The organism is Altererythrobacter sp., assembly GCF_050299635.1.
Lineage (GTDB): Bacteria > Pseudomonadota > Alphaproteobacteria > Sphingomonadales > Sphingomonadaceae > Erythrobacter.
In genome coordinates this window covers 6,105-31,824 of the sequence record NZ_JBNKWF010000006.1, presented here as the reverse complement: position 1 = coordinate 31,824, position 25,720 = coordinate 6,105, and the positions used below count along the sequence as shown (strand labels likewise).

The window sequence follows — 25,720 nt, the reverse complement described above, 5'->3', positions numbered from 1 at the left end:
ACAGTTAGACCTCCTGATCAGGCTGCCGCAATGCCGTTCCGCACAGGATGGCCTGCATCGACCGCCAGGGTGGCCAATGCACCAAGTATCATCAGCCCCCCGCCTAACATCAACACATTGCGTGGATCGCCGCCCAGGACCGGGTGATAAATCAGTGGCATCGTCAATGTCTGGATCAGCATTGGGATGACGATGAACATGTTGAATATGCCCATATAGATCCCGTTCCTTTCTGCCGGGATGCTGTCGGCCAGCATGACATAGGTGTTGCCCATCATACCCGCCCAGCCAATCCCGATTCCGGCCATCAGCGCGAATAACCCCAGGGGGGATTCGACGCCTGGGATCAACAGCATTGCTGCGCCCGAAGCGGTGAGGCAGGCCGCATGGACCATCCGGGCGCCCAGTTTCGCAACGGTTGGGATCAACAGCAATGCGCCGAGGAAAGCGATGAAGTTATAAAGCGCGCCGGCCTGCTGAGTGGTCAGCGTGGCCTCACGGAATGCGGCGCTGGAAGGGTCGCTGGTATCGTAGATCGCCCGGCCCACCGCAAAGGTGATGTACTGCCAATAGGCAAACATCGCATACCATTGGCACAACATCGCCAAGGCAAGCTGGCGCATCGGTTTAGGCATTTCGCGGATCGCGCTGGCGATTTCCGCCAGCGTTGCGGAAACGGTGAGCGGCTTTGCGGCCAATTCGGCCTTCTCCTTCTCATTCAGCGGCAATTCGGGAACGCGCCACACCGACCAGACGATGGTGCTGATCGATAGAATTGCACCGATGATGAAGGCAATCCGTACAATTACCGGAATGCCGTTGGCATCGAGCACATCCTTGGCGAAGAAGGCTGTCAGCAAGGTAGGAGCGAGATAAGACAGCGTCTGGGCCAGGCCGGTAAACGCGCTCTGCGTCAGGAAGCCCACCGAACGTTGCGCCGGAAGCAGGCGGTCGGCGACATAGGCGCGATACGGCTCCATAGTGATGTTGTTGCCGGCATCGAGAATCCACAGCAGCGACGCGGCCATCCAGAGCGCGCTGGAATAGGGCATCAGGAAGAGGCTGATCGAACAGATGATCGCTCCGACGAGGAAATAGGGCGTTCGCCTGCCCAGGCGCGAATGCGTGCGGTCGCTCATCGCCCCAATGATCGGCTGAACAATCAACCCGGTCATTGGCCCCGCAAGCCACAGCAACGGCATGGTCGCCTCGTCGGCACCCAGGAAGCCGTAGATCGGCCCCATGTTCGCTTGCTGAAGTCCAAAACTGAACTGCAGGCCAAAGAAACCGATGTTCATTTCGATGATTCGCAGCAACGAAAGCCGCGGTTTCCCAGCTGTCTGCATAGGTCTGATCCTCTCACTGGCGCGCATCCGAAGGGCCGCCTTGCAGTCTTGGTGACACAGAAACGGATTTTTTGCAAACGTTTGCATTTTTACTGTTGCAAACGTTTGCAGTCGGCGTATGCCTAATAGGCGAATCGCGTGATAGACGCGACAGAGTGGGAGAGTTTCAATGAAGTTTCGTCACGCCCTGGCCTTCGGTGTCGCACTGTCGGCCTTCTCGACTCAGGCTCTTGCGCAAGAGGAAGCCCAGAGCGATTCCAGCGAAGTAGCCGCCGAAGACGATGCACTCGGATTCAACGAGATCATCGTTACCGCGTCGCCGCGTCCTGCCAACAAGCTGCAGTCATCCGTTTCCGTTAGCGCGCTGGGTGCGGAGGCGATCGCCGACGCGGCGCCCCGCACTACCGCAGAGATTTTTCGCCAGATTCCCGGTGTCCGTTCGGAATCCACAGGCGGCGACGGCAATGCCAACATTGCGGTGCGCGGCTTGCCGGTCGCATCAGGCGGCGCAAAGTTCCTCCAGCTTCAGGAGGACGGGCTGCCGGTTATGCAATTCGGCGATATTGCGTTCGGTAATGCCGACATTTTCCTGCGTGCCGACCAGACCGTACAGTCAATCCAGGCTGTGCGCGGTGGCTCGGCTTCAACCCTGGCGTCGAACGCGCCGGGCGGTGTAATCAACTTCATTTCGAAGAACGGCAGCAAGGAAGGCGGCACCATTATGGCCACCGTCGGCCTTGATTACGAAGACTACCGCCTTGACTTCAACTATGGAGCCTCACTGGGAGAGAACACCCGTTTCAATATCGGGGGCTTCTGGCGCGAAGGCGAAGGTCCGCGCCGGGTCGGCTACAACGGAAACAGCGGCTACCAGATCAAGGCGAACCTGACGCAGGAGTTCGACAGTGGCTACATCCGTATATATGCCAGGCATCTGAACGACCGCGCGGTCGGCTATTTGCCGATGCCGATGCTGGTGACCGGATCGAACTCCGATCCAAAGTTCCAATCCTTCACCAACTTCAACATCCTTTCTGATGCTCCGCAGAGCGCGCTTTTCACCAGTGCCTTCGGCCTCGATGGCCAGAACAACACACGCACGACCGACATCAGGGACGGCATGCACCCGCTTGTCACGACGGTCGGCCTTGAAGCCGAGTTCGAGCTGGCTGACGGGCTGAAGCTGGAAGAGCGCTTCCGCTGGTCAGATATCTCGGGCCGCTTCGTTTCTCCTTTCCCGTCCGAAGTGGGCGGCGCGGCAGCCATCGGCAACTCGGTCGGCGAACTCCTGACTGGCACTGCGGGGAGCTATGACCTGGTCTATGCCAATGGCGCCAAAGCCGGCCAGGCCTTCAACCCTGCCAATGGCCTGCTGATGCGCACCCATTTGTTCAATGTGGACATCAACGATTTCGGTGGCTTCACCAACGACATCAAGCTGTCGAAGGAACTGGGCAGTGCGACCGTAACCGCCGGTTTCTACAAGGCCCGCCAGAATATCGACATGGACTGGATCTGGGACAGCTTCCTGATGGAAGTGAATGGCAACAACGCCGCGCTGGTCGATGTGGTTGACCCGGTTTCCGGCAACGCGCTCACGAGCAATGGCCTCTATGCCTACGGCGTTCCCTTCTGGGGTAATTGCTGCCAGCGCAGCTATGACGCCACATATGACATCAACGCTCCCTATGTAGCCGTTGGCTTCGAGCTGGATGCGCTGACCGTCGATGGCAGCATTCGCTATGACAATGTTTCGGCACGCGGCTCCTACGCCGGTCCGCTGCAGGCCAGTGGTTTCGACGTCAATGGTGACGGCACGATCCAGCCCGTCGAACAGAGCGTCTCGCTGATCGACAATGGTAACCCGATGCCGATCAACTACGATGTCAGCTATTGGTCATGGTCGATCGGCGCAAACTACCAGTTCAGCGACAATGCGGCAGTCTTTGCCCGCGCCAGCCGAGGTGGCCGTGCCAATGCCGACCGCCTGCTGTTCGGGGTCGTTCAGCCCGATGGTTCTGTGCGCAAGGCCGATGCGATCGACTATGTCGACCAGTACGAACTGGGCCTGAAGTATCGTGCGGGCGGCTTCGGCCTGTTCCTCACCGGCTTCTATGCCAGGACACAGGAGCAGAACTTCGAAGCAACCTCGCAGCGCTTCTTCGACCGCACCTACAAGGCGAAGGGCCTAGAGCTCGAGGCAGCCTATCGCCGTGGCATCTTCGATTTGCGCGCCGGTGCCACCTGGACCGATGCGGAAATTTCGAAGGACAACATCACCCCGGCAAATGAAGGCAACACCCCGCGCCGCCAGGCAAGGTTTGTCTACCAGCTTACGCCTGCGCTCGACTTCGACGTTGCACGCGTTGGCCTGAACATCGTTGGCACGACCAAGGCCTATGCCCAGGACAGCAACGAGCTGATCTTCCCCGGCTATCGTCAGGTCAACGCCTTCGTGACCTTCCGCCCGGTCGACAGTGTCGAGTTGTCGCTCAACGCCAACAACCTCTTCAACGCCAAGGGCATCACAGAGGCTGAGGAAGGTTCGATTGTCTCCGGCGCGAATAACTACATTCGCGCTCGCTCAATCAACGGCCGTACCGTTTCGGCTTCGGTCCGTTTCGACTTCTGACGCGACAGGAAAGGGCCGACCGGGGATCTATGCTCCTCCCGTCTCGGTTGGCCCTTTTCTTTCGTCTGGCATTCTGGCCAGTTGAATTGAATGTTTGCGATTTGAATGGATGCGAAGATGACCACCGCCTGGACTTCTCGGCACCTCGACAAGCTCGACCTTCAGGCAGCGTCGCGAACTCCGCTCGTCACTGGTATCGACCGTACAGGACTTGCTGCAGGCAACATCTACTGGGACATGTGGCCTGTCCAGGATGCTGATGGTCGTCCGGCCCGGATAATGGGCCGCGAATTCTGGATGGCGCTTACCGCGCCTGACCGCCAGGCTCCCTCGCTGCGCCATTTTGAAGCGAAAATCCGCTTGCTCGAACGGCTTGCCGATGGCTGGGCGGACAGGGGCCCGGTGCTCCCCTCTTTCACCGTTCCCTACGAACGCGAATGGGCGGGCTCTTGCACCACGGACGGGCAATATGTGACGCTCTATTTCACCGCGGCAGGCACTTCCAGACGTCCGGGCGGCTACCAGCAGGCGCTGTACGAAGCGCATGGCAAGATCGGGCCAGATGGACTTCCGCAAAGCTGGAGCCCCCCGCGCCCATCGCTCCGGTCGATAACGACAGATTACATGCCTGCCGATGCCCATGAAGGCGAAGCCGGCAAGATCAAGGCTTTCCGCGATCCGGCCTGGTTTCGCGATCCGGCCGACGGCGCAGAATATCTGATCTTCACCGCATCGCTCGCCAATTCCGTGAGCGAATACAATGGCGCGGTTGGCATCGCAAAGAAGCAAGCCGACAGCTGGCAGCTCTTGCCGCCACTGATCCATGCCGATGGCTTGAACAACGAACTGGAACGTGCGCATGTCGTGTTCCATGCAGGCCGCTATTACGCATTCTGGGCGACACAGCGCCGCACATTCGCCCCTGGACTGCGGCAAGCTCCAAACGGGCTTTACGGCATGGTATCGGACACGCTCTTCGGTGAATACCGCCCGCTCAATGACAGCGGGCTGGTAATCGGCAATCCCGACAGTGAGCCGTTCCAGACCTATAGCTGGTTTGTGACGGCCGACCTCGAAGTATCGAGCTTCATCGACTTCTGGGGCTTGCAAGGAAGGCCTGTCCCCGCTGATCCTGCAGAGGCCAACGGCCACTTCGGCGGCGTTCCGGCCCCACTGCTGCAACTTGTGATCGATGGCGACCGCTGCATTCTCGCCGATCCGCCTTTCGTATGAGCGCCCTGATCGGCGGGATCGAGGCGGGCGGGACCAAGTTTGTCCTTGTCACGGGTACCAGTCCCACGGACATCACTGCGCGCCATGTCATCCAGACGCGAGCGCCGGAAGAAACTTTGGCCCAGGCTGCCGACTGGTTCGCGCAGCAAGGTGCGATCAGCGCGCTTGGGATAGGCAGCTTCGGCCCGGTTGACCTCGACCCGGCCTCGTCAGGATGGGGCCATATCACCAACACTCCCAAGCCTGGTTGGGCGCAATGCGACATAGCGGGATATTTCGGCCGCCGACTGGGCGTGCCGGTCGGTTTCGACACCGATGTGAACGCAGCAGCACTGGCTGAGGCGACCTATGGTGCCGGACGGACCGCCACTTCTCTCGTCTATATAACCATCGGCACAGGCATAGGCGGCGGTCTGGTGATTGACGGCAAGCCTGTGCATGGGACGGCACACCCCGAAATGGGCCACATTTTCGTTCGCCGATCCGGGCCGGGAGACGATTGGCCGGGCAATTGCCCACATCACGGTGCCTGCCTCGAAGGGCTGTCCAGCGGACCCGCCATCATTGCGCGCTGGGGCGCTTCGCTTTCAGAGCTTCCCCCCGGCCACGAAGCCCACGCGCTGGTTGCGGGATATCTCGCACAGCTTTGCCACAATTTGTTCGCCATGCTCGCGGTGGAAGTCATCGTGCTTGGCGGCGGCGTGACCAAGGCCCCTGGGCTATTCGGGAAGATCAAGGAACTGGTTGGCGAAATTGGCGCCAGTTACCTCCCGGGCCGCGAGCGTCAGTCGATCGTCGCACCGGCGCTCGGTGAAAACTCCGGGGTAGTGGGCAGCCTGTCGCTTGCACACGCTGCACTCCATCAACCTTGATGGTTGCTGTCAGTCGGGCGCTAACTGCTCTTCGCGTGGCGCAACACTCCTCCATCCACACACGACAGCCCTTCACGCATGGGCACTAAGCGAGTTCGCTGGCAACGGCCTCAACCGCCGCGGTTGCGGCGGTGACGAGCTCGTCTACCTCGCTTGGCGTAATGCAAAGCGGGGGCGCGAGGCCGAAGATGTCGCCTTGCGGCATGGCACGACCAATCAGTCCCCGCTGTAGCGCGGCAGCTGCAATCCGTGGCCCGACTTTCAGCTCTGGATCGAAGAAGGTCCGGTCATTCCTGTCGGCAACGAATTCGAGTGCGATCAGCAAGCCTTCGCCGCGAATATCGCCAACGATCGGATTGTCGCCAAGCGCATCCTGCAGTGCCTTCTTCATATATGCGCCTGTTTCTCGCGCATTGGTGACCAGGTCGAGCTTGTCGACAGCCTCGAGATTAGCAACGCCTGCGGCCGCGCAAAGCGGGTGTGCGGAATAGGTCCAGCCATGGCCAAATACGCCAAGTTCATCTGCTCCCTGTTCCAGCACCTTCCACAGATCCTTGGATACGATCGAACCTGAAAGAGGCGCATATGCCGAAGTCAAACCCTTGGCGATGGTGATGATGTCCGGTTTGATATCGTAATGCAGGCTGCCGAACATCGACCCCAGGCGACCGAAGCCGGTGATCACTTCGTCGGCGATTAGCAGCACGTCATATTTCTTGAGGACGGCCTGGATCTTTTCCCAATAGCCTGCTGGCGGCGGAACAAGCCCCCCTGTTCCGAGTGCCGGTTCACCGATGAAAGCCGCGACCGTTTCCGGTCCTTCTTCGAGTATCATCTCCTCGAGCTTTTCAGCACACCAGGTTGAAAACTCTTCCTCGGTCTGATCGAGGTTGGGGCGCCGGAAATAGTAGGGCGCTTCGGTGTGCAGGATCGGGTAAAGCGGCAGATCGAAGGCCTTGTGGAACAGCTCCAGTCCGGTCAGCGAGCCAGTCATCAATCCCGACCCGTGATAGCCACGCCAGCGGGAGATGATCTTCTTCTTCTCCGGACGGCCCAAGACGTTATTGAGATACCAGACCAGCTTGATGTTGGTTTCGTTGGCATCGGAACCCGAGAGGCCGAAATAGACGCGGCTCATATGGTCCGGTGCACGCTCCAGGATCATATGGGACAGCGTGATAGCCGGTTCGTTGCCGTGACCGGCATAGGAATGGTAATAGGACAGCTTGCGGGCCTGTTCGGCAATCGCATCGGTCACCTCCGTGCGGCCATAACCGGCATTCACACAATAGAGGCCGGCAAAACCATCCAGGCTGCGCTTTCCGTCGCGGTCCGTTATGAACACGCCTTCTGCAGAAGTGATGATACGCGCCGGGCTTTCCCCATGCGCATGGGTACGCGCGTGGGTAGAAGGGTGGAAGAAGTTCTGGCGATCCCATTCCGCCAGCCGATCGTTGAGGCCGGCCTGGGTTGCGCCATCAGGACCAGTTGCGACAGACATATTTGATCTCCGTGAATGCTTCCATGCCCAAGCGCGCACCTTCGCGGCCCAGACCCGATTGTTTGACTCCTCCGAAGGGGATCGGAGCACCTGTCACCTTGGTGCGATTGACCGCGACCATCCCGTATTCGAGCGCGCGGCTCAGTCGGTAGATTCGATCAGGATCTTTCGTATGCAGGTAAGCGACCAGCCCGTATTCGGTATCATTCGCCCGGCGTACGGCCTCAACCTCTTCATCGAAGGGCGCGATTGCCGCGACCGGACCGAATGTTTCTTCGTGAAAAATTGCCGCGTCGGGCGAGATATCGGCCAGAACAGTCGGCTGGAAGAACAGCGGCCCAGCCGGATGGCCCTTACCGCCGGCAAGCAGTCTTGCGCCTCTGGCGAGCGCGTCTTCGACATGCTCGATCTGCTTGGCGACTGCCGCTTCATTCATGAGTGGACCGATATCGGGATCATCGAACCCGTTGCCGACCGTCAACTCCTGGCTACGAGCCGCAAACTTGTCGCAAAAAGCGTTGTAGACGTTTCGTTCGATCAGGAAGCGGTTGGCACCCAGGCAATCCTGGCCCGAGGTCGCAAATTTTGCGGAAATCGCGCATTCAACGGCATGATCCAGATCGGCGTCGGCGAAGACAAGGAACGGTGCATGACCGCCCAGTTCCATGACGAGCGTCTTCACCGTGTCGGCAGATTGGCGATAAAGCAGCCTGCCCACTTCGGTAGAACCGGTGAACGACAGGGCGCGAACTCGATTGTCGGCGGTCCAGGCGGGAACGATTTCCTGCGACTTGCCGACAACGACATTGAAAACTCCGGGCGGGAATCCGGCACGGTCGGCCAGTTCGGCCAAAGCGAGCGCGGAATAAGGCGTTTCGCGCGAAGGATGGGCCACCACCGTACAGCCAGTGGCGAGAGCCGCCGCCGCCTTGCGAGTGAGCATTGCGCAAGGGAAGTTCCACGGTGTGATCAACGCCACGATGCCGATTGGCTCGCGCCATACTTCGACTTCCGCTCCGTGCAGATGCGATGTGACGCCTTCTATGTTGGGACGCTTCGCCTCTTCCGCGTAATATTCGACAAAGGATGCGGCATAGTCGATTTCGCTGCGCGCTTCCGAAATCGGCTTACCCTGTTCCAGGACCATGATCCGGGCAAGGCTTTCCTTGTTCTCAATGATCAGATCGAACCATCGGCGCACAATTGCCGATCGTTCCTGGGGAAGCAGACCGGACCAGAGCCCAAACGCGCGCTGGGCGGCATCGACAGCCGCCTGTGCTTCCTGCGCGCCACAGGCCACTACGGACCCAACGGTCGAAAGATCAGAAGGATTGCGAACCTCGATCCTGTCGCCCGCCTCGCTATTGCACCACGAGCCGTCGATGAACGACGCTTCGCGCATAAGGCGGCTGTCCTGGGCATGATCGGCAATCATCGTCACTTCGCGCTCCGAAAATGGACACTCGGCACAAGCGACATCGCCGCATCGGCCAGCATGGCCCTTGCACTGAGGGAGGCGAATTTCGCCGCCTCACCTGCATGGGCGATGGGCCGGAAATGGGGTCTGAGACACTATCGGATCAATGCGAATGCGTTCATGTCTATTTTGATTTTCTTAAAAGTGAACAGTGAGAGGAACTAATCGACACGAAAGTTCCAGCCCCCTAGCTCCACTGAAATCTCGATCCCGAGGAACGTTTCAGCTGGAGCTAAATATGCCGAATCATGGAGATCTCGTCTTCCCCCGCGAAGAGTATGATCGCCGCATTGCGAACCTGCGTGCATCGATGGAAAAGCGTGGGCTTGATGCTGTCGTCCTGGCTATGCCGCACGACCTTTTCTACCTGACAGGGTACCAAACCCCGGGTTATTACTGGTTCCAGGTTCTCGTCGTTCCGCTGGCCAAGGAACCTTTCATGGTCACCCGCTTGCTGGAATCCTCGAACATTCCGGCCCGGACCTGGATCACGATCAGCCGTCCCTATGACGATTTTGGAGATCCTACCGGAACGCTGGCCGATGCAATGCGCGAGTTCGGGCTCGACAAAGGCCGGATCGGGATCGACGAAGACGCCTATTTCTTCCGTTCGTTCGAACAGAAAGGGTTCAAGGAGAAACTCCCCAACGCGACCTTCGTCAATTGCACCGGCATCGTCGAGCAACTCCGAGTAGTAAAATCCGATCTCGAAATCGCCAAGATGGAACGTTCCGCCAGAGCGACCGAAGCCGGTATGCGTGCTGGCATCGAAGCGTCTGTACCAGGCGCGAATGAAGACGAAATCGCGGCGTCAATCTACGACGCAATGCTTCGTGCCGGATCGGAATGGCCCGCCATGGCACCGTTTATTGCAACCGGCTGGCGTGGTGCGGTCGGCCATATGACCTGGGAACACCGCCAGGTCGAACAGCAGGACTATGTCTTCCTCGAAGTGGCCGGATGCTACAATCGCTATCACACCGCGATGATGCGGACGATTTCGATCGGTGAAACACCACAAGCCATCCGCGACGGCGAACAGGTCTGCCTCGAAGCGATGCAGGCGACAATGGAGGCGATCAAGCCGGGTGTGCCGGCATCGGATATCGATGTCATCGCACGCGACATCATCGCCAAGGCTCCGGTCGAACAGGCGGCCCGGACAGCCTATTCGATCGGCATCGGCTTTCCGCCCGATTGGGGCGAAGGCCATATTCTCAGCATGATGCGCGGGCATGACCGTCCGCTGGAGAAAAACATGACCTTCCACCTCATCCCCTGGGTTCAGGTACCCGGTCATGGCGGAGTCGGAATTACCGAGACTATTGTCGTGACCGAAGACGGTTGTCGCTCACTCTTCGACTTCGAGAAAAAAGTGTTCTCGGCCTAGAAGCCACACGGGAGTCGTCGTGACATTGCATCCGCCCCTGCAAGTCAATTCGCAGCGCCTGCTTGGCGATATCGACTCGCTCGGTGGGATCGGAGTTGACGAGAACGGTGAAAGGACGCGACCATCCTTCTCGCCACAATATCAGGAAGCCGTTGAGTGGCTGATTGATCGCATGAGGGCCGCAGGGCTCCGGACGCGAATAGACGCCGTCGGCAATGTCATTGGCAGGATGGGCCCAGACAACGGTCCGATTGTCATGACAGGCTCGCATATCGATACGGTCCGGAATGGCGGGCCGCTCGATGGCTCCTATGGCGTGTTGGCCGGGGTGGAAGTCGCCCATATACTCTCGGAGAACAAGCTCGAACTTGCTGCACCGTTAGAGGTTGTTGCCTTTGCCGACGAAGAGGGGGCGTATCTCAGCCTATTCGGATCGCGGGCGCTAGCTGGTGGATTGGCAGCCGAGGAAATCGAAACATCACGCAATTGGCAAGGCACTTCGCTTTTCGAGGCGATGGACGCATATGGCTTTGATCCGGAGCGCTATCGGGAAGCGGCCTATCCTGCGGGCGCTATCCAGAAATTCGTCGAACTGCATATAGAACAGGGCCCTGTGCTCGATACGCAAGGCCAGGATATCGGGATCGTGAACGGGATTGTCGGGATGCGGAACCTCAACTTCCGTTTTCTCGGCAAATCCAATCATGCGGGCACCACTCCGATGGACATGCGCCAGGATGCACTCCGCGCCGCAGCGGAATTCATCACCCGCGCCTATACCAGGTTCGAGGAGGAAGGAGAGCAGACGGCCCGCCTGACCTTCGGAGCGATCCACGTGAAGCCCAATATGGGTAATGTGATCGCGCGCGAAGCCGCAGTCCGTCTCGATTGTCGCGATTTGGATGACGATCGCACAGCGAAAATCGTCGACCAGCTAGAGAGCATCGCCCGTCAGGTTGCGCTGCATTATGGCATCGACGCCGATGTCGAGTATCTTTCGCATGACCGGGCGGCCATTCTTGCGCCAGACATCATGGAAGAAATCGGACGCGCAGCCGAGGGGCTTGGTCTTACGAGCATGGTGATGCCGTCCGGTGCCGGCCACGACACGCAGGTGATGGCCCGGATATGCAAGGCCGGGATGATCTTCGTACCGAGCAGCAATGGTCTGAGCCACCATCCGGACGAGTGGACTGATCCGCAACAGCTCATCAAGGGCGCGAATGTGCTGCTTCACACAATGGCCAGCTTCCTGATGGCCAAGAAGATGCAACCCCAAGCGGCAACAAGGTAAAAAGCAATGGTTCAACCAACGCATGATTACATCATTATCGGAGCCGGTTCGGCCGGCTGCGCAATTGCCAGCAGGCTGACCGAGAACCCGAACATATCGGTTCTGTTGCTTGAAGCGGGCGGAAGCGACATCAATCCCTTCGTCGCATCACCGCTTGGAGAAACGGCCTTGCTCGAGAGCAAATGGGACTGGAACTTCCCTGGTGAGCCCGAACCAATGCTACGCGGCAGCTCCTTGCACCTGTCACGCGGCAAATGCCTGGGTGGTTCATCCTCGATCAATGGGCAGCTCGCCTTTCGCGGGCATCCAGAGGATTACAATGCATGGGAACGCATGGGAAATCCGGGCTGGAGCTACGAAGATGTACTGCCGCTTTTCAAACGGATGGAAACCTATGAAGGGGGTGAAAGCGAGCAGCGTGGTGGAAGCGGCCCGCTGTCGGTCATCGGCAGCACGCACACCCACCCGCTATGGGACGCCTTCATCGAGTGCGGCAAGGAGCTTGGCTACAAGGAAATCGAAGACTTCAATAGCGGCGATCTGGACGGGTTCGGCTACTGCCAGCACACCCACTACAAATATCCGCTGCTGCGCTGTTCTTCTTCTTACGCCTATCTTCTCAAGGCACGCTTCCGCAAGAATCTGACCATTCTGAAACATGCCGAAGTGCAGCGGCTCATCATCGAAAACGGCGAAGCCAAGGGTGCCGAGTTCAAGCGACATGGACAGTTGGAAAAGGCCTTTGCTGCGCGCGAGGTGATCCTTTGCGCGGGAGCCTATATGAGCTCAAAGCTGCTGATGCTGTCCGGCATTGGACCGAAAGCCGAGATTGAAGCGGTAGGCATCGAATGCATCAACCACCGGGCTGGCGTAGGCAAGAACCTCAAGGACCAGATCGGCACCTTCGTCCAGCATTATCTCAAGCAGCCGATTTCCTATTTCAAATACACCAAGCTCCACAACCAGGTCGCCGCTGGATTGGAATGGCTGGTCATGGGGCGTGGTCCGCTGACGGTCTTTCCGATGAATTGCAGCGCCTTCCTCAGGTCTGAAGACGGCTTGCTACAGCCCGATGTGCAGTTCTACATCTTTCCTGTCGGCGTTAACGCCCATGAAGACAGCACATATGACACGAAGTTCCACGGCTTCAATATCCATTGGGGGCGGATCCATCCGGAATCCAATGGTGAAGTCACGCTGAGATCGAGTGATCCTTCAGACCCGCCACGCATCGTGAACAACTTTTTCACCGACGAAAGTGACCGGAAAATCAACCGCTGGGCATTCCGCATGGCCCGCAGGATGATGGAGACCGCAGCGCTCAAACGTTTCAGTGCGGGCGAGGAAACTCCCGGCACAGCCTGTGAAAGCGATGAGGAAATCGACGAGCTGACAAGCCGCTATTTCGCCAACCACTATCATGCCTCAGGCTCCAACAAGATGGGCCCGGCGAGCGATCCGCAAGCTGTGGTAGATCACCAATTGAAAGTCCACGGAACGCGGCACCTGCGCGTTGCCGATGTTTCGATCATGCCGCGCGGTGTAAGTGGTGGCTTCAACATCCCAACGATCATGATCGGCGAAAAATGCGCGGACATGCTGCTGGCGGATCATGCAGGCCGGGCCTAGCCAGAGGGTCGGGCCAAACCGCAGGACAAGGAACAGAGTCAATGGATCAGGCAGTATCCGATTATCTCGATCGCTACGGCGTGCTCGATGCGACACGCGCATTTCTTGAACGGCCACAGCACATGTTCATTGGCGGCGAATGGATTGCAGCTGGCAAGCGCGACGCGCATGAAGTCCACGAGTTCTCAACTGGCGGTGTGATAACGCACATTCCCGCGGGGACAGTCGAAGATGTGGATGCCGCCGTAAAGGCAGCCCGTCATCAGTTCGAGAACGGAGAGTGGTCGCGCCTCAAGCCGCTCGAACGTGAGATCCTGATAAATCGGCTGGCTGATCTGATGGAAGCCAATATCGACGAGCTGGCAGAGATCGAGTCCATCGACGTAGGCAAACCGAGAGAGCTTGCCCGTGAGATCGACGTTCAGGGCGCGATCGATACCCTGCGCTATTTTGCGGGCTGGGCAACCAAGATCACCGGCCGCACTGCCGAACCTGCTGCTCTGCCCGGCAGCCATCTGGCGCTGGTGCTGAAGGAGCCGGTTGGCGTGGTCGGATCGATTGCGCCGTGGAACTTCCCGCTTCAGACCATGATCTGGAAATTGGGTGCTACACTCGCCACGGGTTGCACCACGGTCATCAAGCCCGCCGAACTGACGTCGCTTTCGACACTTCGCTTCGCCGAACTGGTGCAGCAAGCGGGCATTCCTGATGGCGTGATCAATGTCGTGACGGGGACAGGCTCTACCGTTGGCCAGGCGATCGCCAGCCATCCGGGCATCGACAAGGTTACCTTCACCGGATCGACTGCGGTGGGCAAGCTGGTTGGCACCTCCGCAATACAGAACATGGCGCATCTCACGCTCGAACTCGGCGGAAAATCTCCGGTCCTTGTCTTTGAGGATGTCGATATCAAACAGGCCGCTGCGGCGGTGGCTGAGGGTATTTTCTTCAATGCAGGGCAGGTCTGCGACGCCGGATCGCGGGCCTATATCCATCGCTCGATCTACCGCGAGTTTCTTGCCGAGCTTGCCGATTATGCGAAGGGCCTCAAGATCGGCCCGGGCCTGGCACCGGAAAGCTTCATTTGTCCCATGGTGGGCAAGAAGCAGTTCGAGACGGTCACTTCCTATATTCGGAAAGGGATAGAGGAAGGCGCCGAACTGATCTGCGGCGGATTGCCCAATCAGGGCGAAAGTGCCTTTGTCGAACCGACTGTGTTTGCCGATTGCAGCAACAGCATGGCGGTGATGCGGGAAGAGATTTTCGGCCCGGTTCTGGCGACAGCCAGCTTCGAAACCGAAGAAGAGGCGATCGCGCTGGCGAATGACAGCGAATACGGTCTCGCTTCGGCCATCTACACGCGTGATATCGACCGGGTTTTCCGCGTCGCGCCAAAGCTCAAGGCGGGATCGGTCAAGGTCAATCGCGATGGACAGGTCGATCCGGCATTGCCCTTTGGTGGTTACAAGCAATCGGGCGTAGGCAAGGATCTGGGGCCGGAACAACTCGACCATTTCCTGGAGACCAAGACCGTCTGGATCTCGCTGTCATGAGACGGGTTGAACGCAAGCCCGAAGGGGCATGAGGGCAATGCCGCTCACGCTGCAAGACGTTTATGATGCAAGGCAACGCATCGCTGGCACCGCCATGCGTACGCCAACGATAGTTTCAGCCTTGTCGGCGAGGGTCGGCCACAAGGTGGCGCTAAAGCTGGAAACGCTGCAACCGATTGGAGCGTTCAAGATCAGGGGCGCGGCCAATGCGATCGCCAGGCTTTCGCAGGCGGAACGCGAGCGTGGCGTGGTGTGCTGTTCGACCGGCAATCACGGCCGTGCGGTCGCCTATGCCGCGAAGAAGCACAGCGCACGCGCGGTGGTTTGCCTTTCGAAACTGGTTCCCGAGGTCAAGGTTGCGGCCATCGAAGCGCTGGGTGCCGAAGTGGTCCGGATCGGAAAGTCGCAAGACGAAGCCGGTGAGGAAGCGCAGCGGCTCGTCGAAGATCAGGGCATGATCAATATCCCGCCTTTCGATCACCCGTATGTCATCTCCGGCCAGGGTACGATCGCGCTCGAGCTACTGGAAGATCACCCGGATCTCGGAACCATCGTCGTCCCGCTTTCGGGTGGCGGTTTGATCGCCGGCATCGCCATGGCAGCTAAATCGATCAATCCGGCCATCCGGGTCGTCGGTGTGAGCATGGATCGAGGCGCCGCCATGGCCGAAAGCCTTGCCGCGGGAAAGCCGGTCGAGGTCGAGGAAGTTGCATCGCTGGCGGACTCGCTTGGTGGTGGAATCGGGCTCGACAATCGCCACACATTCACGCTCTGTCAGCGTCATGTCGATGATGTGATCCTGCTCAGCGAGGAAGAGATCTATGCCGGGATGCGCTCGCTCTTCTTCGATGATCGGCTGGTGGCCGAGGGCGCATCGGCGGTTGGGCATGGCGCGCTGATTTCGGACAAGCTCAAACTCGATGGTCCGGCTGCCATGATCATCTCTGGCGCCAATGTCGATATGCAGCAGTTTTCCAACGTAATGGCTGGACGCCCGATCAATCTCGAAGGGAAGATGGTCGGCCCTGCCTGATTGGCCCAAACTGCTAGGCAGCAACCCGCCGTTCCGATTTGTTCAGCGCAAGTCCCAGCGGCAAGGATACAGCTGCTGCAGCAAGGCAGAATATGCCGGCAATCACGCAAATTTCCGATACTGTGAAATAGGGGGACAGGAATCCTCCTATTCCCGGGCCAAATCCGTAGGTCAGTAAAGTCGCCCCACCCGCCGTAGTCGCGATGCGGCCAACGTCGTCCATAACCGAAGCCGTTCCGATGAAGAACGCCACTACGAAGAGTTCGAACACGCCCAAGGCCAACATAGCGCCGAGCAGGACCATGTGATTTTCCGAATATGCGAAAGTGAAGCAGGCCAGCGTGCAGAATGTCAATGCGACGACGAATGGCAACATTCGACCAAAGCGCCCACCAATCAGGCCGGCGATCAGGCTTCCGAGCACACCGCCAAATGGCAGAGCGGCAAGAAGCAGGCCAACTTGCGTTGCGGCCATTTCCAGCTCCTCTGCCCGGCGTTCAACGAAGCCCCAGACCATTCCGATCGCGATATTGAACAATGTCAGGGCAACGAAGAACAAAATGATCGTAGCCCAGGCAACCCTCTTCGTATCGGTTTCAACCGCAGCGATCACTTGCGGCGCTGACCGGCTGGGATTGCGGAGCCTGAGCAGGAACGCGCCGGCAAGTAGGCTCAGGATGGCAAGCGTGGCGAATACACCCCGCTGTTGGTCATAGTGATCGGCAATAGAGGGGAGAAAGAACAGCATGGTCGCAAGCGCAACCTGACCCAACGACATGCCCCAGGCATAAAGCCTGTCACCTTGAGGATGGCCGGCAATCGATGCGCAAGCGGCACCGTAGATAAGGCCTGCTCCGAAGCCCACAAGCAAGCGCAAGGGCAACAGGACAGCGAAGCCGGGCGCAAGGGTAGAAAGAAGTTGTGCCGGTATGACCAGGGCCAGTCCGATCATCGCCACCTTGGGTTTTGACCAACGATCTATTCCCGTCGCAAGCAGCATTGCCACCAAGGCGACCGTGGTAATTTCGGCCGTCCCCAAAGTCCCGCTGGATTGCTCGGACAGGCCAAGGCCTTCGATGGTCGCACCGATCTGAATCGGCACTGCCATGACGCCGTGCCACCCGATGAAGACAGCGGCAGCAATCGCCAAAAGGGAGAAAACGTCACTCCGGGAAAAGCGAGAACTCGTCGACTGAGTTGGGCCGGTCATTGCAATTCCTCGTAGCTCCGGGGATCAGGTTTCGATAATTTCGCCGACATTCTTTTTCTCGGCGAGTTCGCAGGCAAGATTGGCGATCGCTGTGTCTTGAATACCGGTTCCGGTCAGGTCACAGATTACGATATCTTCCTGTGCGTGCCGTCCCAGCACCCTGCCGGCCACGATCTCGCCAAGCTCCGGAAAGATCTCGTCCTCTCGAACGATGCCTTCCTCTATTGCATGGCGCAATTCGCCTTGGGCCTGCGATTGCGACAGGCGGTCGACAACGAAGAGATCCGCACGTCTGATGCATTCCGCCTCGAGTTCGACCTTCGATTTCTGGTCCGATCCCATCGCGATTACAAGTTGGCCCTTACGCAGCCACTCCGGCTTGATCAGGGGAGCTTTGGAGGGCGTGGTTGTAATCACAATGTCGGCTTGCGAAACTCCGGCTTCGAGATCGTCGGAGGCGGAAACTTCGATTCCGAGGCGTTCGCTCATTTCCTCTGCCGCGACAATCGCCTTTTCAAGCGTCCGACCATGGATTGTCGCCCGGGTGATCGGCCTCACCAGCAAGAGTGCTTCAAGCTGCATCCGCGCCTGGACGCCAGCGCCGACTATACACGCGCTGGTCGAACCTTCGTTCGATAGATGACGCGCTGCGACGGCACCGGCTGCCGCAGTTCGTATGTCTGTCAGATAGCCGTTATCGAGCAGCAAGGCTTCGACGAAGCCCGTTGTTGAGGAGTGCACCACCATCAATCCGGTCGAACTGGGCAGCCCCTTTGCCGAATTGTTGAAGAAGCCTGGCGAAATCTTGATCGCGAAAGATTCCAGCCCGGGGATATAGGCAGTCTTGATGCAAACATCGCCGTTTTGCTCCTCTACCGGCAAGGATAGGATCGGCGGCATCACGACATTGCCTGACGCGAGCGTCTTGAACGCCACTTCAATACAGGAGACGGCTTGCAGTTCCAGGCCAACCAGGTCTCGCAATACCTTTTCGGACAGGATCTTGATCTTTGGCATTGCTACTCCAGCGCGTTTGTCCGTTCGGGAGCTGTCCGAAGACTGCAAGACACAGCAGCGTCCCAAGGTATGCCTCCTACGCTCACGCCACTTGAAGTTATATGCCGATTCATGCGAATTCACTTTTAGTGATTTCAAATGATCTTAGGCTCGATGAGAGATTGAAGAATGAAGCAGGTATCCGACATCGACCTTCGTTTGTTGCGAGTCTTCGTAGTGGTGGTTGAAGCGCGAGGATTTGCAGCAGCCGAATCCTATCTCAACGTTTCGACATCAACGATTTCGATTCACATTTCCAACCTGGAAAAGCGGATTGGCATCAGGCTTTGCGAACGTGGACGCGGCGGCTTCAAGCTCACCGAAAGAGGAGCGATAGTCTACGAAGAGTCGAAGAGGATTCTCAAATCACTGGATGACTATGCTGGCAAGATCGCGAGCGTAAAGAGCCTGCTCGCAGGGCGATTGGTGATCGGAATGTCGGATGCATTGGTCACTCATCCACACTTCGCAATCAGCGAAGCTGTTCGGCGCTTTAACCAGAGCGCCAATGAAGTGCGGTTCCAGCTGGCAGTGGCGCCGATGCAGGACCTTGAAAGCGACGTTGTTGACGGCCGAATTCATGCCGCGATCGGCCCCTTTCCGCGGACCAAATCAAGCCTGAACTACATCCCCTTGTTCATGGAGCAACACGATCTGTTCTGTGGTGAGGGCCATCCGTTGTTCAATGCATCGCGGAAACTGATCACCAAGACAGATATCTCGGCCTTTCCCGCGGTGTTGCGCTCGTTCCGGCAAGAATTCGATCGCGACCAGTTCGGTACCGTTCGCGAGGAAGCAAGCGTGAGCACGATTGAGGCGATGTTGATCCTCTTGTTGACCGGCAGCTACATCGGATTTCTTCCGCGCCACTATGCAAAGCCATGGGTGGATGCAGGCAAGCTGTTTCGATTAGGCGAAGATCAATTCAGCTATGACTCTCAACACGCACTCATCACCCGGCAAGGCCACAGAGAGTCACTCGCGCTGAGCAAATTCGTCGATCTTGTGAAGGAAATCACTTTGGAACGCCGTCGCCTGGACAGCGAGTAACCAGTCCTACGAGCAATCGATCCCTGCGGCTTCCAGCCGGCTGGTCAGAGGCCGCAGTTCCCGTTCGTAATTTCGCCAGCGCGCGACGGCGCTCTTGTAGATCGGCTGGCGCACTTGCGCCAGGCTGGCCGTGGTTACGCCTTCCTTGTTCTTGTAGAATTGCAGACAAGCATCCTGCCATTCGAGGCCGCAGAACTCGACCAGCTTGCGAGACTCCTCTTCCTGGTTTGCGACCAGTTTCTCGTAGCTGATTTCATAGAAACTCTCGGCCGGAATGACTGTTTTCCAGTGGTCCATCAGGCGCCGATAGGCGATGTAGTAATCAGCAATCTCTTCCAGACTGTATGAATACTCATAACCGTTTTTGAACAGCACCTTGTAGTTGCTGAAACAGACATCCACCGGATGGCGGTCCAGCAATACCATCTTCGCCTGCGGCAAGGCCCAATGGATTAAGCCGCACAAATGGCTGTTTCGCGGTAGCTTGTCGATGAAGTGCCTGGTGTGTCCGGTGCGCGGCCTGGTCTTTTCGATGTAGCGTTCGCCCACCTGCGCGCCCGAGGTACCCAGCAAGCGCTTGAGGCCATCCTGACCCAGATCCTCGAGCGGCTTCTTGCTGCCCGACTGGAGGATCAGATTCATGCCGAAGTCGCGCAATTCGCCAGCGGCGAACACATCGCTGTGGCTGGCCAGGATCTGCTCGGTCAGGGTCGTGCCGCTACGCGGCATGCCGACGATGAAGATGGGCTCCTGGCTGAGGTGGCCGAAGCGGTAATCATCGAAACAACCGGGCGGGAAGCAGGCAATCAGATCATCGACGAAACGCAATTCGCGCTCGATACTGTACCCTAGGTCCTGCCTCTTGATATCGGCCCCCGCCTTGAGAAAGGCGAAAGACATCGGGAAATCCTCGATATCTTCGTATTCCTTGGCGAGCGCATAGCTCAGATGCATCGCCGTCTCGCGATCTGGTTTGCCTTGGGTCAGCAATCGTTCGATTTGGGCAATGTGATTGCGGTCCGGCGTCTGTTTCCTGATCCGCGACAGATTGGTGTAGGCCTTGGCGTTGTCGGGATCGAGTTCGATCACTTTGAGAAAAAGCTTCTCCGCTTTGTCCAGGTCCCCCGCCGCCTGCACGCTGATCGCAAGATTATACCAGAAGGTCGTATTACCGGGGTCCAGCGCAATCGCTCTTTCATGCATTGCGATCGACTGCTCAAAATCATTGTAGCGATAAAACAGGCCACCCAGGGCCGTGATGCCTTCTGCATCTTCGCCTATGAGATTGGTCGCGCTGACCGCTGCCTGGATCGCCTGTTCGAGAAAGCCGGCAAAGAAATAGACGCGGCTCAAATTCATCATCGCTCGCGCATTCGACTTGTCCAGCGCTACCGCTTTTCTGGCGCTGTCCAGCGCCAGTGTGTTGCGGCCCAGTTCGACCATGATCTGGGAAAACAACAAATGCCCGTCCTGGAATTCGGGGTGCCGCTGCGTGAGTTCGATCACGAGTCCTAGGGTCGCGTCCCGGTCTTCGCGCGCCATTGCAGCCTCGATGGCCGCCATCAATTCGTCGCGTGCAGCGTCTGGCGCCACCTGTTTACCGGTCACAGTGGGCATGGGTGATCCTAACATTGCAACGCAAGACAGAGAAGGACCGGATTTCCGGCCCCTCTCCCTTCGCTTCGCCTACCGGTATCTGTATTTTACCGAGAGCCCGAACGTTCGCGGCCTGTTGACGTTCGCGAACAGATAATATCCGTTTTGGGAATGTTCGCTCCACGGGATGTTATCCGGCGTGTAAGGTGCGCCATTCCAGGAATTCGGCGAGCGGGCGTTGGTCAATGCCCGTTTGTTGAACAGATTGTCGACGAACAGAGAGAGTTCCCAACGTTCGGCTGACAGGCGGGCCGACATATCCGCAATCGTGTAGGCTTTTGAGACCGTGTAGTTCGGGGCATCCGGATTGAAATCGGTTTGCACCTTGCCGACATGCGCCATGTTGAACAGCAGGCCGAAGTCGAGACTGTTGCTCAACGGCCTGGTATATTCGGCTCCCAGATTCCAGCTGAATTCCGGAACGCCGGGCAATTTGTCCCCCGCATAGGCCACGAGTTGCGGCAAGATCGTGTCTTTGGTCAGCTTGGCATCGATATAGGTCATGCCGAGACGGGCGGTGAAGTTGTCTGTGAGATAGAATGAGCCTTCCGCCTCGATCCCGCGTGTGTGCGCCTTGTTGGCATTCAGCACGACCGGCACGCCGGAACCCTGCGCTAGAGTGAAGAACTGCATGTCCTTCCATTCGATGTTGAACAAGGCCAGCGAGTAATCCAGCCAGCGACCCGCAGTGCTTCCCTTGATGCCGACTTCGTAATTGGTTGCCCGGTCGGACTTGTAGGCGCCTTCCGTTGCCGGATCGTCGCCATACTGTTCTACAATCGCATTGGCTCCACCATGCCTGAAGCCTTGGGACCAAGTGGCATAAACCATCTGGCTTGGGGCGAAGCTATATGACGTGTTGACCTTGAAAATCTGGTCTTTGAAGTTCTGTTTCGAATGCGTGACCTGATAGCCTGTCCCTTCGAATTCTGGTGGCACCGGCCGGTCCGGATCACTCGAATCGCAGAACGCGCCGCAGGCCAGCAGGAACAGGTCATTCTGGACTTCGAAAGTCTGGTCGAAAACGCGTGCGCCACCGGTAACCTGCCAATCGTCGGTCAGGTGATAGGTAACTTCGCCGAAGATCGCCTTGTCGGTATATTTGGGCCTTACGTGTTGAACGAAGCCCAGATTCGGTCCGAAACCGAGCGACGGATCAGGCGGAGAAACCGTCGAACTCGATCCCCATGTCCGCTGCAGGTAATCCGTGACAATCTCGTACACGCCCGGAATCATGTCGTTCTGGTTCGCTGCCGTTTTTTGCCGCAGCCAGAATGCACCGAGCAGGTACTCAAATGGGCCGTCGCCGTTGGATGCCAGCCGCAATTCGGCCGAAGTACCTTTGTCGCGCTGGCTGTAATCGCCCCAGATCACGTCCATCGGCATGTTCGCGTAATAGGCCGAAGCGTGGAAGAAGTTGTTTACATAGAGTCCTGATTGGTCGGAAATGAAGTTTGCATCATTGCTGTAGTGGGAAACGGACCCACTCAACGATGCGAAGCCCAGGTCGGCCTCGAGATCCAGCGCATAGAGATCGACCTTGCGCTCCAGCGTCTCGAGGACATGTGCATTATATGCCCATTCGCCAGCATAGTCGTTCCAGGGATTTACGACCTGGCGACCGCCAACGAAGTCCTTCTGATGCTGATAGGTGATCTGGGCGCGGAGATCGTCCGTGGGTTCCCATGCCAGTTCGGCGCGAACATGCGTGATTGTGTTGCGGTTGACGTTCTTCTTGCTGTGGAACATCGGCTGATATTTCTGGCCGACTCCTCCATTTACGAAGTTCAGCCCACCGATATCCCAGCCAGTGCAATAGCTGCTGGAATCAAATCCCAGGCAGGTCTGTCCGGCAAAATCGCCTTGCGCAACGCGATCCACACCATCCTTGTCGAGTACATGGCCCTGGTCATTGAAGGTTGCGAGGCCGTGCACATCGACAAAGCCCTTGTTCTCGACATATCCGCCTACGACGCGCAGCGCGAGGTTGTTGCCGAACGGAACGTTTACAATGCCGTAGGTGTCCGTATTCACGCCGCTGGAACGCTGGGTGTGGCCGATCCGGCTTGATATCTCGACCGAGAATTCGCCCATCACGGGCTTTTGTGGAATGTAGCGGATCGTACCACCCAGCGAGCCAGAGCCATAGAGCGTGCCCTGCGGGCCGCGCAGAATTTCGACCCGTTCGATGTCCTTGAGATGCAAGTTTACGAACATCGGTGTTTCGCCGACGTAGGTTGAGACCGTCGGCGCTGCGATCGACAGCAAGTCGCTGCTGCCCGACCCCTCGACATTGAGACCGCGCATGATCAACCCGCTGTTCAGTCCGCTATCGCGCGGCCCGGATTCGGTGAAGACCAGGCCGGGTACGGCGCGCGCCAGCTTGGCAAAATCCGATATGTTCGCCTTTTCGAGCGCTTCCGCGCTGACGGCACTGATATTGTAAGGGACGTCGTTGACCGATTGAGCGCGACGCTGTGCTGTCACGATGATCTCGGAACTCCTGTTGCCGGTTTCATCGGATTGCGCCGTTTGGTCCTGAGCAAACGCTGGTTGCGCCTGCACAAATGCCAATGCACTTGCGCCTATGGCGAGCATGGATTTCCTTGGAATTCGCTTGCCGACAAGTTTCATGGGTTTCCCTTCCTGACCTAAGTTTCACCCGAAGGTGCCTGGTTCTCCTCACGCAGGGATTGGGTCAGAATTGAACTATGAGCGACATAGCGAATTATTCATGTTCGCTTTGGCAAGGGTAAAAGTTGCAGCGACCTTTCAGTCCTAATGGTGCTGTCGGTGGTGCAGTCAGTCGGGCGTTAGCCGCTCTCCACATGCGGCACCCGAAGAACGGCGACGGGGTTCGATCAATGCACGCAAGTTGACGGGTTCCTACAATCCACGCTCTCGAATTTTCTATGAAAGGGCCGACCATCGCGGCCGTAAGCCGCACCGGCATTTCCTTGGAGAGAGACATGAACGCCCCATTTCGGATGGAACGGTATCTGACCGACGGTGGAATTGAGACCGATCTGATCTTCCATGGTGGTTTCGAACTGCCACTGTTCGCTGCCATCGATCTCATGCGCAACGAAGAAGGCCGTACTGGCCTTGAAGCCTATTTCCGCAAGTATCTGGAGGTTGCTGCGGACAAACAGGTCGGCTTCGTGCTCGAAAGCCCGACATGGCGGGCGAGCAGCGACTGGGCAGAACCGCTCGGCTATACACGCGACGAACTGGCGCAGTACAATCGCGACGCAATTGCAATGATGCGCAAGCTACGTGAAGAGTATGTTGAACGTATCCCGCACATCCTGATCAGCGGCTGCATAGGCCCTCGAGGTGATGGCTACGATCCTGGCAAGGAGATGTCGGTCGATGAAGCGCGGAGCTATCACACTTTCCAAGCGGCAATCTTCGCCGATGAAGGCGTCGACATGATCACTGCGATCACCATGACCAATACTCCTGAGGCGCGTGGCCTGGCGTTGGCAGCTCATGACGCGGGCCTGCCGTGCACGATTTCCTTTACCGTCGAGACCGATGGCTGCCTGCCGACAGGCATGTCTCTGAAAGATGCAATCGAGGCGGTAGATGCAGACGGAACCGCTGCGCCGATACAGTACATGATCAACTGCGCGCATCCGAGCCATTTCCAGCCAGTCTTGGAAGAAGGTTCAGCTTGGCTTGAACGGCTGGGCGGCCTTCGGACCAACGCCTCGAAGCTCAGTCACCAGGAGCTGAACGACCGTGAGGATCTCGATGAAGGCGACCCGGTTGAGCTTGGTGACCGACACACCGAGTTGGGCCGTTCGGTCCCGAACCTGCGCGTTGTCGGTGGCTGTTGCGGAACCGACGAGCGGCACATTGCGCAAATGGCGGACGGCTGGGCGCGGTCCTGAATCGCCCTGGTATCTCCCCGGTACCTCCTGGCATCCGCTGTCGTGTGATGGAACGCGGATAGCGGACCGTTTGATATCCCAGATTGCAGATACAGTTAGTTTCCTGGAGCGCGTGACACCTCTTTCGCTAGCGTCCGGTCGAATGTCGGCGCACGCCCACAATTGACTTGTAAGAAATCGCGCAACGCCTTGAGCAAAGTATCAGTCGAGCGGCCGTTTCGCTCAGTTAAGTCGCTTGCCCTACTATATCGGTAGACGACACTGCCGCCGCCTCCGCCCTGCAAGCCAACAGTATCTTTGATGCCGCGAAACCGAAGACGAAATTTGAGATCCCAACCTCGATCAGGTGCGGAAAGCGCACTTCCCAAGGCATAATCGTGTTCGGGTAAAGAAGCTGAGCAGCAGCCAGCACCGAGAACGACATGCCAACGATAACGGCCCGGGAATTCACGCTGCCGACCATGTTTCTGACCAGAAGATAGGCGAGAAAACCCCACATCACACCGCGCAGCACCTGAAACAGCAACAGGGGCGCCAGCGCGATGTCTTCGCCAAAACTGTAATATTGCCGCACATCGCCTACCTGCCAGGCGATGTAATAGCCTGCGGTAAAATAGCACATCACGTAGATTGCAGCGATGAGCACCAAGCGGATCGGGAGCGTTTTCGGTTCGGGGACGAATGTAGACCGTTCTGCTGGCACCCGCCATAACATTGCCGCGGCCGCGCCGATCATGGCGCCTCCGATCAGGACGTGCAGGCACCCTTCAAGAAGCAGGGCTGTCGAGATCTGCAAGCTATCCCTAAAATATGCGGCCTCCATCATCAGCAGGAAGGATTGCGCGAAGAAGAGGGTCATCCAAACGAGGATCGCGAGCCGCCAGCCACGCAG

At 58.0% G+C, this 25,720-nt stretch carries 18 protein-coding genes; 10 read left to right on the top strand and 8 right to left on the bottom strand.

What is annotated here, in order from left to right; genetic code table 11:
* Positions 1-17 precede the first annotated feature (17 nt).
* On the bottom strand, positions 18-1,346 hold the full coding sequence (locus ACQY6C_RS04425) for an MFS transporter (protein WP_427965282.1): 1,329 nt from the start codon (positions 1,344-1,346) through the stop codon (positions 18-20).
* Positions 1,347-1,515: 169 nt separating this feature from the next.
* Between ACQY6C_RS04425 and ACQY6C_RS04420 the strand changes: the two genes are divergently transcribed.
* From ACQY6C_RS04420 to ACQY6C_RS04410, 3 genes are all read left to right on the top strand, one after another.
* On the top strand, positions 1,516-3,978 hold the full coding sequence (locus ACQY6C_RS04420; protein ID WP_427965279.1) for a TonB-dependent siderophore receptor: 2,463 nt from the start codon (positions 1,516-1,518) through the stop codon (positions 3,976-3,978).
* A 105-nt stretch (positions 3,979-4,083) separates the two neighbouring features.
* Positions 4,084-5,211: a glycoside hydrolase family 68 protein gene (locus tag ACQY6C_RS04415; RefSeq protein ID WP_427965276.1), complete on the top strand. Its 1,128-nt coding sequence runs from the start codon at positions 4,084-4,086 to the stop codon at positions 5,209-5,211.
* Positions 5,208-6,083, top strand: coding sequence for an ROK family protein (locus ACQY6C_RS04410; RefSeq protein WP_427965273.1), 876 nt, complete (start codon positions 5,208-5,210; stop codon positions 6,081-6,083). Before ACQY6C_RS04415 ends, ACQY6C_RS04410 begins: the two co-directional genes overlap by 4 nt.
* 85 nt (positions 6,084-6,168) lie before the next feature.
* Here the strand turns inward: ACQY6C_RS04410 and ACQY6C_RS04405 are convergent, their stop codons facing one another.
* Together ACQY6C_RS04405 and ACQY6C_RS04400 are read right to left on the bottom strand one after the other, a co-directional pair.
* Positions 6,169-7,584: an aminotransferase gene (locus tag ACQY6C_RS04405; protein WP_427965270.1), complete on the bottom strand. Its 1,416-nt coding sequence runs from the start codon at positions 7,582-7,584 to the stop codon at positions 6,169-6,171.
* Positions 7,562-9,019 carry an NAD-dependent succinate-semialdehyde dehydrogenase gene (locus ACQY6C_RS04400; protein ID WP_427965533.1) on the bottom strand — a complete coding sequence of 486 codons (1,458 nt, stop codon included), beginning with the start codon at positions 9,017-9,019 and terminating at the stop codon, positions 7,562-7,564. The genes ACQY6C_RS04405 and ACQY6C_RS04400 overlap by 23 nt, the downstream gene beginning before the upstream one ends.
* A gap of 280 nt (positions 9,020-9,299) precedes the next feature.
* Between ACQY6C_RS04400 and ACQY6C_RS04395 the strand changes: the two genes are divergently transcribed.
* Genes ACQY6C_RS04395 through eutB form a run of 5 tightly spaced genes read left to right on the top strand, consistent with a single transcriptional unit; the run spans position 9,300 to position 15,960 of the window.
* Positions 9,300-10,451 (top strand): M24 family metallopeptidase, encoded by a 1,152-nt coding sequence (locus tag ACQY6C_RS04395; protein ID WP_427965267.1) that lies wholly within the window; start codon positions 9,300-9,302, stop codon positions 10,449-10,451.
* A gap of 19 nt (positions 10,452-10,470) precedes the next feature.
* Positions 10,471-11,745, top strand: a complete 1,275-nt coding sequence (locus ACQY6C_RS04390) for a Zn-dependent hydrolase (RefSeq protein ID WP_427965265.1) — start codon at positions 10,471-10,473, stop codon at positions 11,743-11,745.
* A gap of 6 nt (positions 11,746-11,751) precedes the next feature.
* The gene (locus ACQY6C_RS04385) at positions 11,752-13,374 is read left to right on the top strand and encodes a GMC family oxidoreductase (RefSeq protein ID WP_427965262.1); all 1,623 of its coding nucleotides are present in this window, start codon (positions 11,752-11,754) and stop codon (positions 13,372-13,374) included.
* A gap of 41 nt (positions 13,375-13,415) precedes the next feature.
* Positions 13,416-14,927, top strand: coding sequence for an aldehyde dehydrogenase family protein (locus ACQY6C_RS04380; RefSeq protein WP_427965260.1), 1,512 nt, complete (start codon positions 13,416-13,418; stop codon positions 14,925-14,927).
* A 37-nt stretch (positions 14,928-14,964) separates the two neighbouring features.
* Positions 14,965-15,960 carry a hydroxyectoine utilization dehydratase EutB gene (eutB, locus tag ACQY6C_RS04375; RefSeq protein ID WP_427965257.1) on the top strand — a complete coding sequence of 332 codons (996 nt, stop codon included), beginning with the start codon at positions 14,965-14,967 and terminating at the stop codon, positions 15,958-15,960.
* 13 nt (positions 15,961-15,973) lie between these two features.
* Here the strand turns inward: eutB and ACQY6C_RS04370 are convergent, their stop codons facing one another.
* Entirely contained in the window at positions 15,974-17,068 is a 1,095-nt protein-coding gene (locus ACQY6C_RS04370; protein WP_427965254.1) for an MFS transporter, read from the bottom strand.
* Between the two features lie 126 nt (positions 17,069-17,194).
* On the bottom strand, positions 17,195-18,187 hold the full coding sequence (locus tag ACQY6C_RS04365) for a cyclodeaminase (protein WP_427965252.1): 993 nt from the start codon (positions 18,185-18,187) through the stop codon (positions 17,195-17,197).
* 168 nt (positions 18,188-18,355) lie between these two features.
* Here ACQY6C_RS04365 and ACQY6C_RS04360 point away from each other — a divergent pair, with 168 nt between their 5' ends.
* Positions 18,356-19,276 carry a LysR family transcriptional regulator gene (locus tag ACQY6C_RS04360; RefSeq protein WP_427965249.1) on the top strand — a complete coding sequence of 307 codons (921 nt, stop codon included), beginning with the start codon at positions 18,356-18,358 and terminating at the stop codon, positions 19,274-19,276.
* Positions 19,277-19,282: 6 nt separating this feature from the next.
* Here ACQY6C_RS04360 and ACQY6C_RS04355 read toward each other — a convergent pair whose 3' ends face one another.
* Both ACQY6C_RS04355 and ACQY6C_RS04350 read right to left on the bottom strand, forming a co-directional pair.
* Positions 19,283-20,884 (bottom strand): sulfotransferase, encoded by a 1,602-nt coding sequence (locus ACQY6C_RS04355; protein WP_427965246.1) that lies wholly within the window; start codon positions 20,882-20,884, stop codon positions 19,283-19,285.
* Between the two features lie 78 nt (positions 20,885-20,962).
* The gene (locus ACQY6C_RS04350) at positions 20,963-23,419 is read right to left on the bottom strand and encodes a TonB-dependent receptor (protein WP_427965242.1); all 2,457 of its coding nucleotides are present in this window, start codon (positions 23,417-23,419) and stop codon (positions 20,963-20,965) included.
* 482 nt (positions 23,420-23,901) lie between these two features.
* Between ACQY6C_RS04350 and ACQY6C_RS04345 the strand changes: the two genes are divergently transcribed.
* Positions 23,902-24,828, top strand: coding sequence for a homocysteine S-methyltransferase family protein (locus ACQY6C_RS04345; RefSeq protein ID WP_427965239.1), 927 nt, complete (start codon positions 23,902-23,904; stop codon positions 24,826-24,828).
* Positions 24,829-25,054: 226 nt separating this feature from the next.
* Here the strand turns inward: ACQY6C_RS04345 and ACQY6C_RS04340 are convergent.
* On the bottom strand, positions 25,055-25,720 hold a 666-nt coding region (locus ACQY6C_RS04340), incomplete at its 5' end, for a hypothetical protein (protein WP_427965237.1).

Coding starts and splice junctions, on each gene's coding strand:
- ACQY6C_RS04365 (WP_427965252.1), bottom strand. CDS start 18,187: ATGCCAAAGATCAAGATCCTGTCCGAAAAGGTATTGCGAGACCTGGTT.
- ACQY6C_RS04345 (WP_427965239.1), top strand. CDS start 23,902: ATGAACGCCCCATTTCGGATGGAACGGTATCTGACCGACGGTGGAATT.
- ACQY6C_RS04385 (WP_427965262.1), top strand. CDS start 11,752: ATGGTTCAACCAACGCATGATTACATCATTATCGGAGCCGGTTCGGCC.
- ACQY6C_RS04420 (WP_427965279.1), top strand. CDS start 1,516: ATGAAGTTTCGTCACGCCCTGGCCTTCGGTGTCGCACTGTCGGCCTTC.
- ACQY6C_RS04415 (WP_427965276.1), top strand. CDS start 4,084: ATGGATGCGAAGATGACCACCGCCTGGACTTCTCGGCACCTCGACAAG.
- ACQY6C_RS04395 (WP_427965267.1), top strand. CDS start 9,300: ATGCCGAATCATGGAGATCTCGTCTTCCCCCGCGAAGAGTATGATCGC.
- ACQY6C_RS04360 (WP_427965249.1), top strand. CDS start 18,356: ATGAAGCAGGTATCCGACATCGACCTTCGTTTGTTGCGAGTCTTCGTA.
- ACQY6C_RS04370 (WP_427965254.1), bottom strand. CDS start 17,068: ATGGCAGTGCCGATTCAGATCGGTGCGACCATCGAAGGCCTTGGCCTG.
- ACQY6C_RS04425 (WP_427965282.1), bottom strand. CDS start 1,346: ATGCAGACAGCTGGGAAACCGCGGCTTTCGTTGCTGCGAATCATCGAA.
- eutB (WP_427965257.1), top strand. CDS start 14,965: ATGCCGCTCACGCTGCAAGACGTTTATGATGCAAGGCAACGCATCGCT.
- ACQY6C_RS04380 (WP_427965260.1), top strand. CDS start 13,416: ATGGATCAGGCAGTATCCGATTATCTCGATCGCTACGGCGTGCTCGAT.
- ACQY6C_RS04410 (WP_427965273.1), top strand. CDS start 5,208: ATGAGCGCCCTGATCGGCGGGATCGAGGCGGGCGGGACCAAGTTTGTC.
- ACQY6C_RS04405 (WP_427965270.1), bottom strand. CDS start 7,584: ATGTCTGTCGCAACTGGTCCTGATGGCGCAACCCAGGCCGGCCTCAAC.
- ACQY6C_RS04400 (WP_427965533.1), bottom strand. CDS start 9,019: ATGATTGCCGATCATGCCCAGGACAGCCGCCTTATGCGCGAAGCGTCG.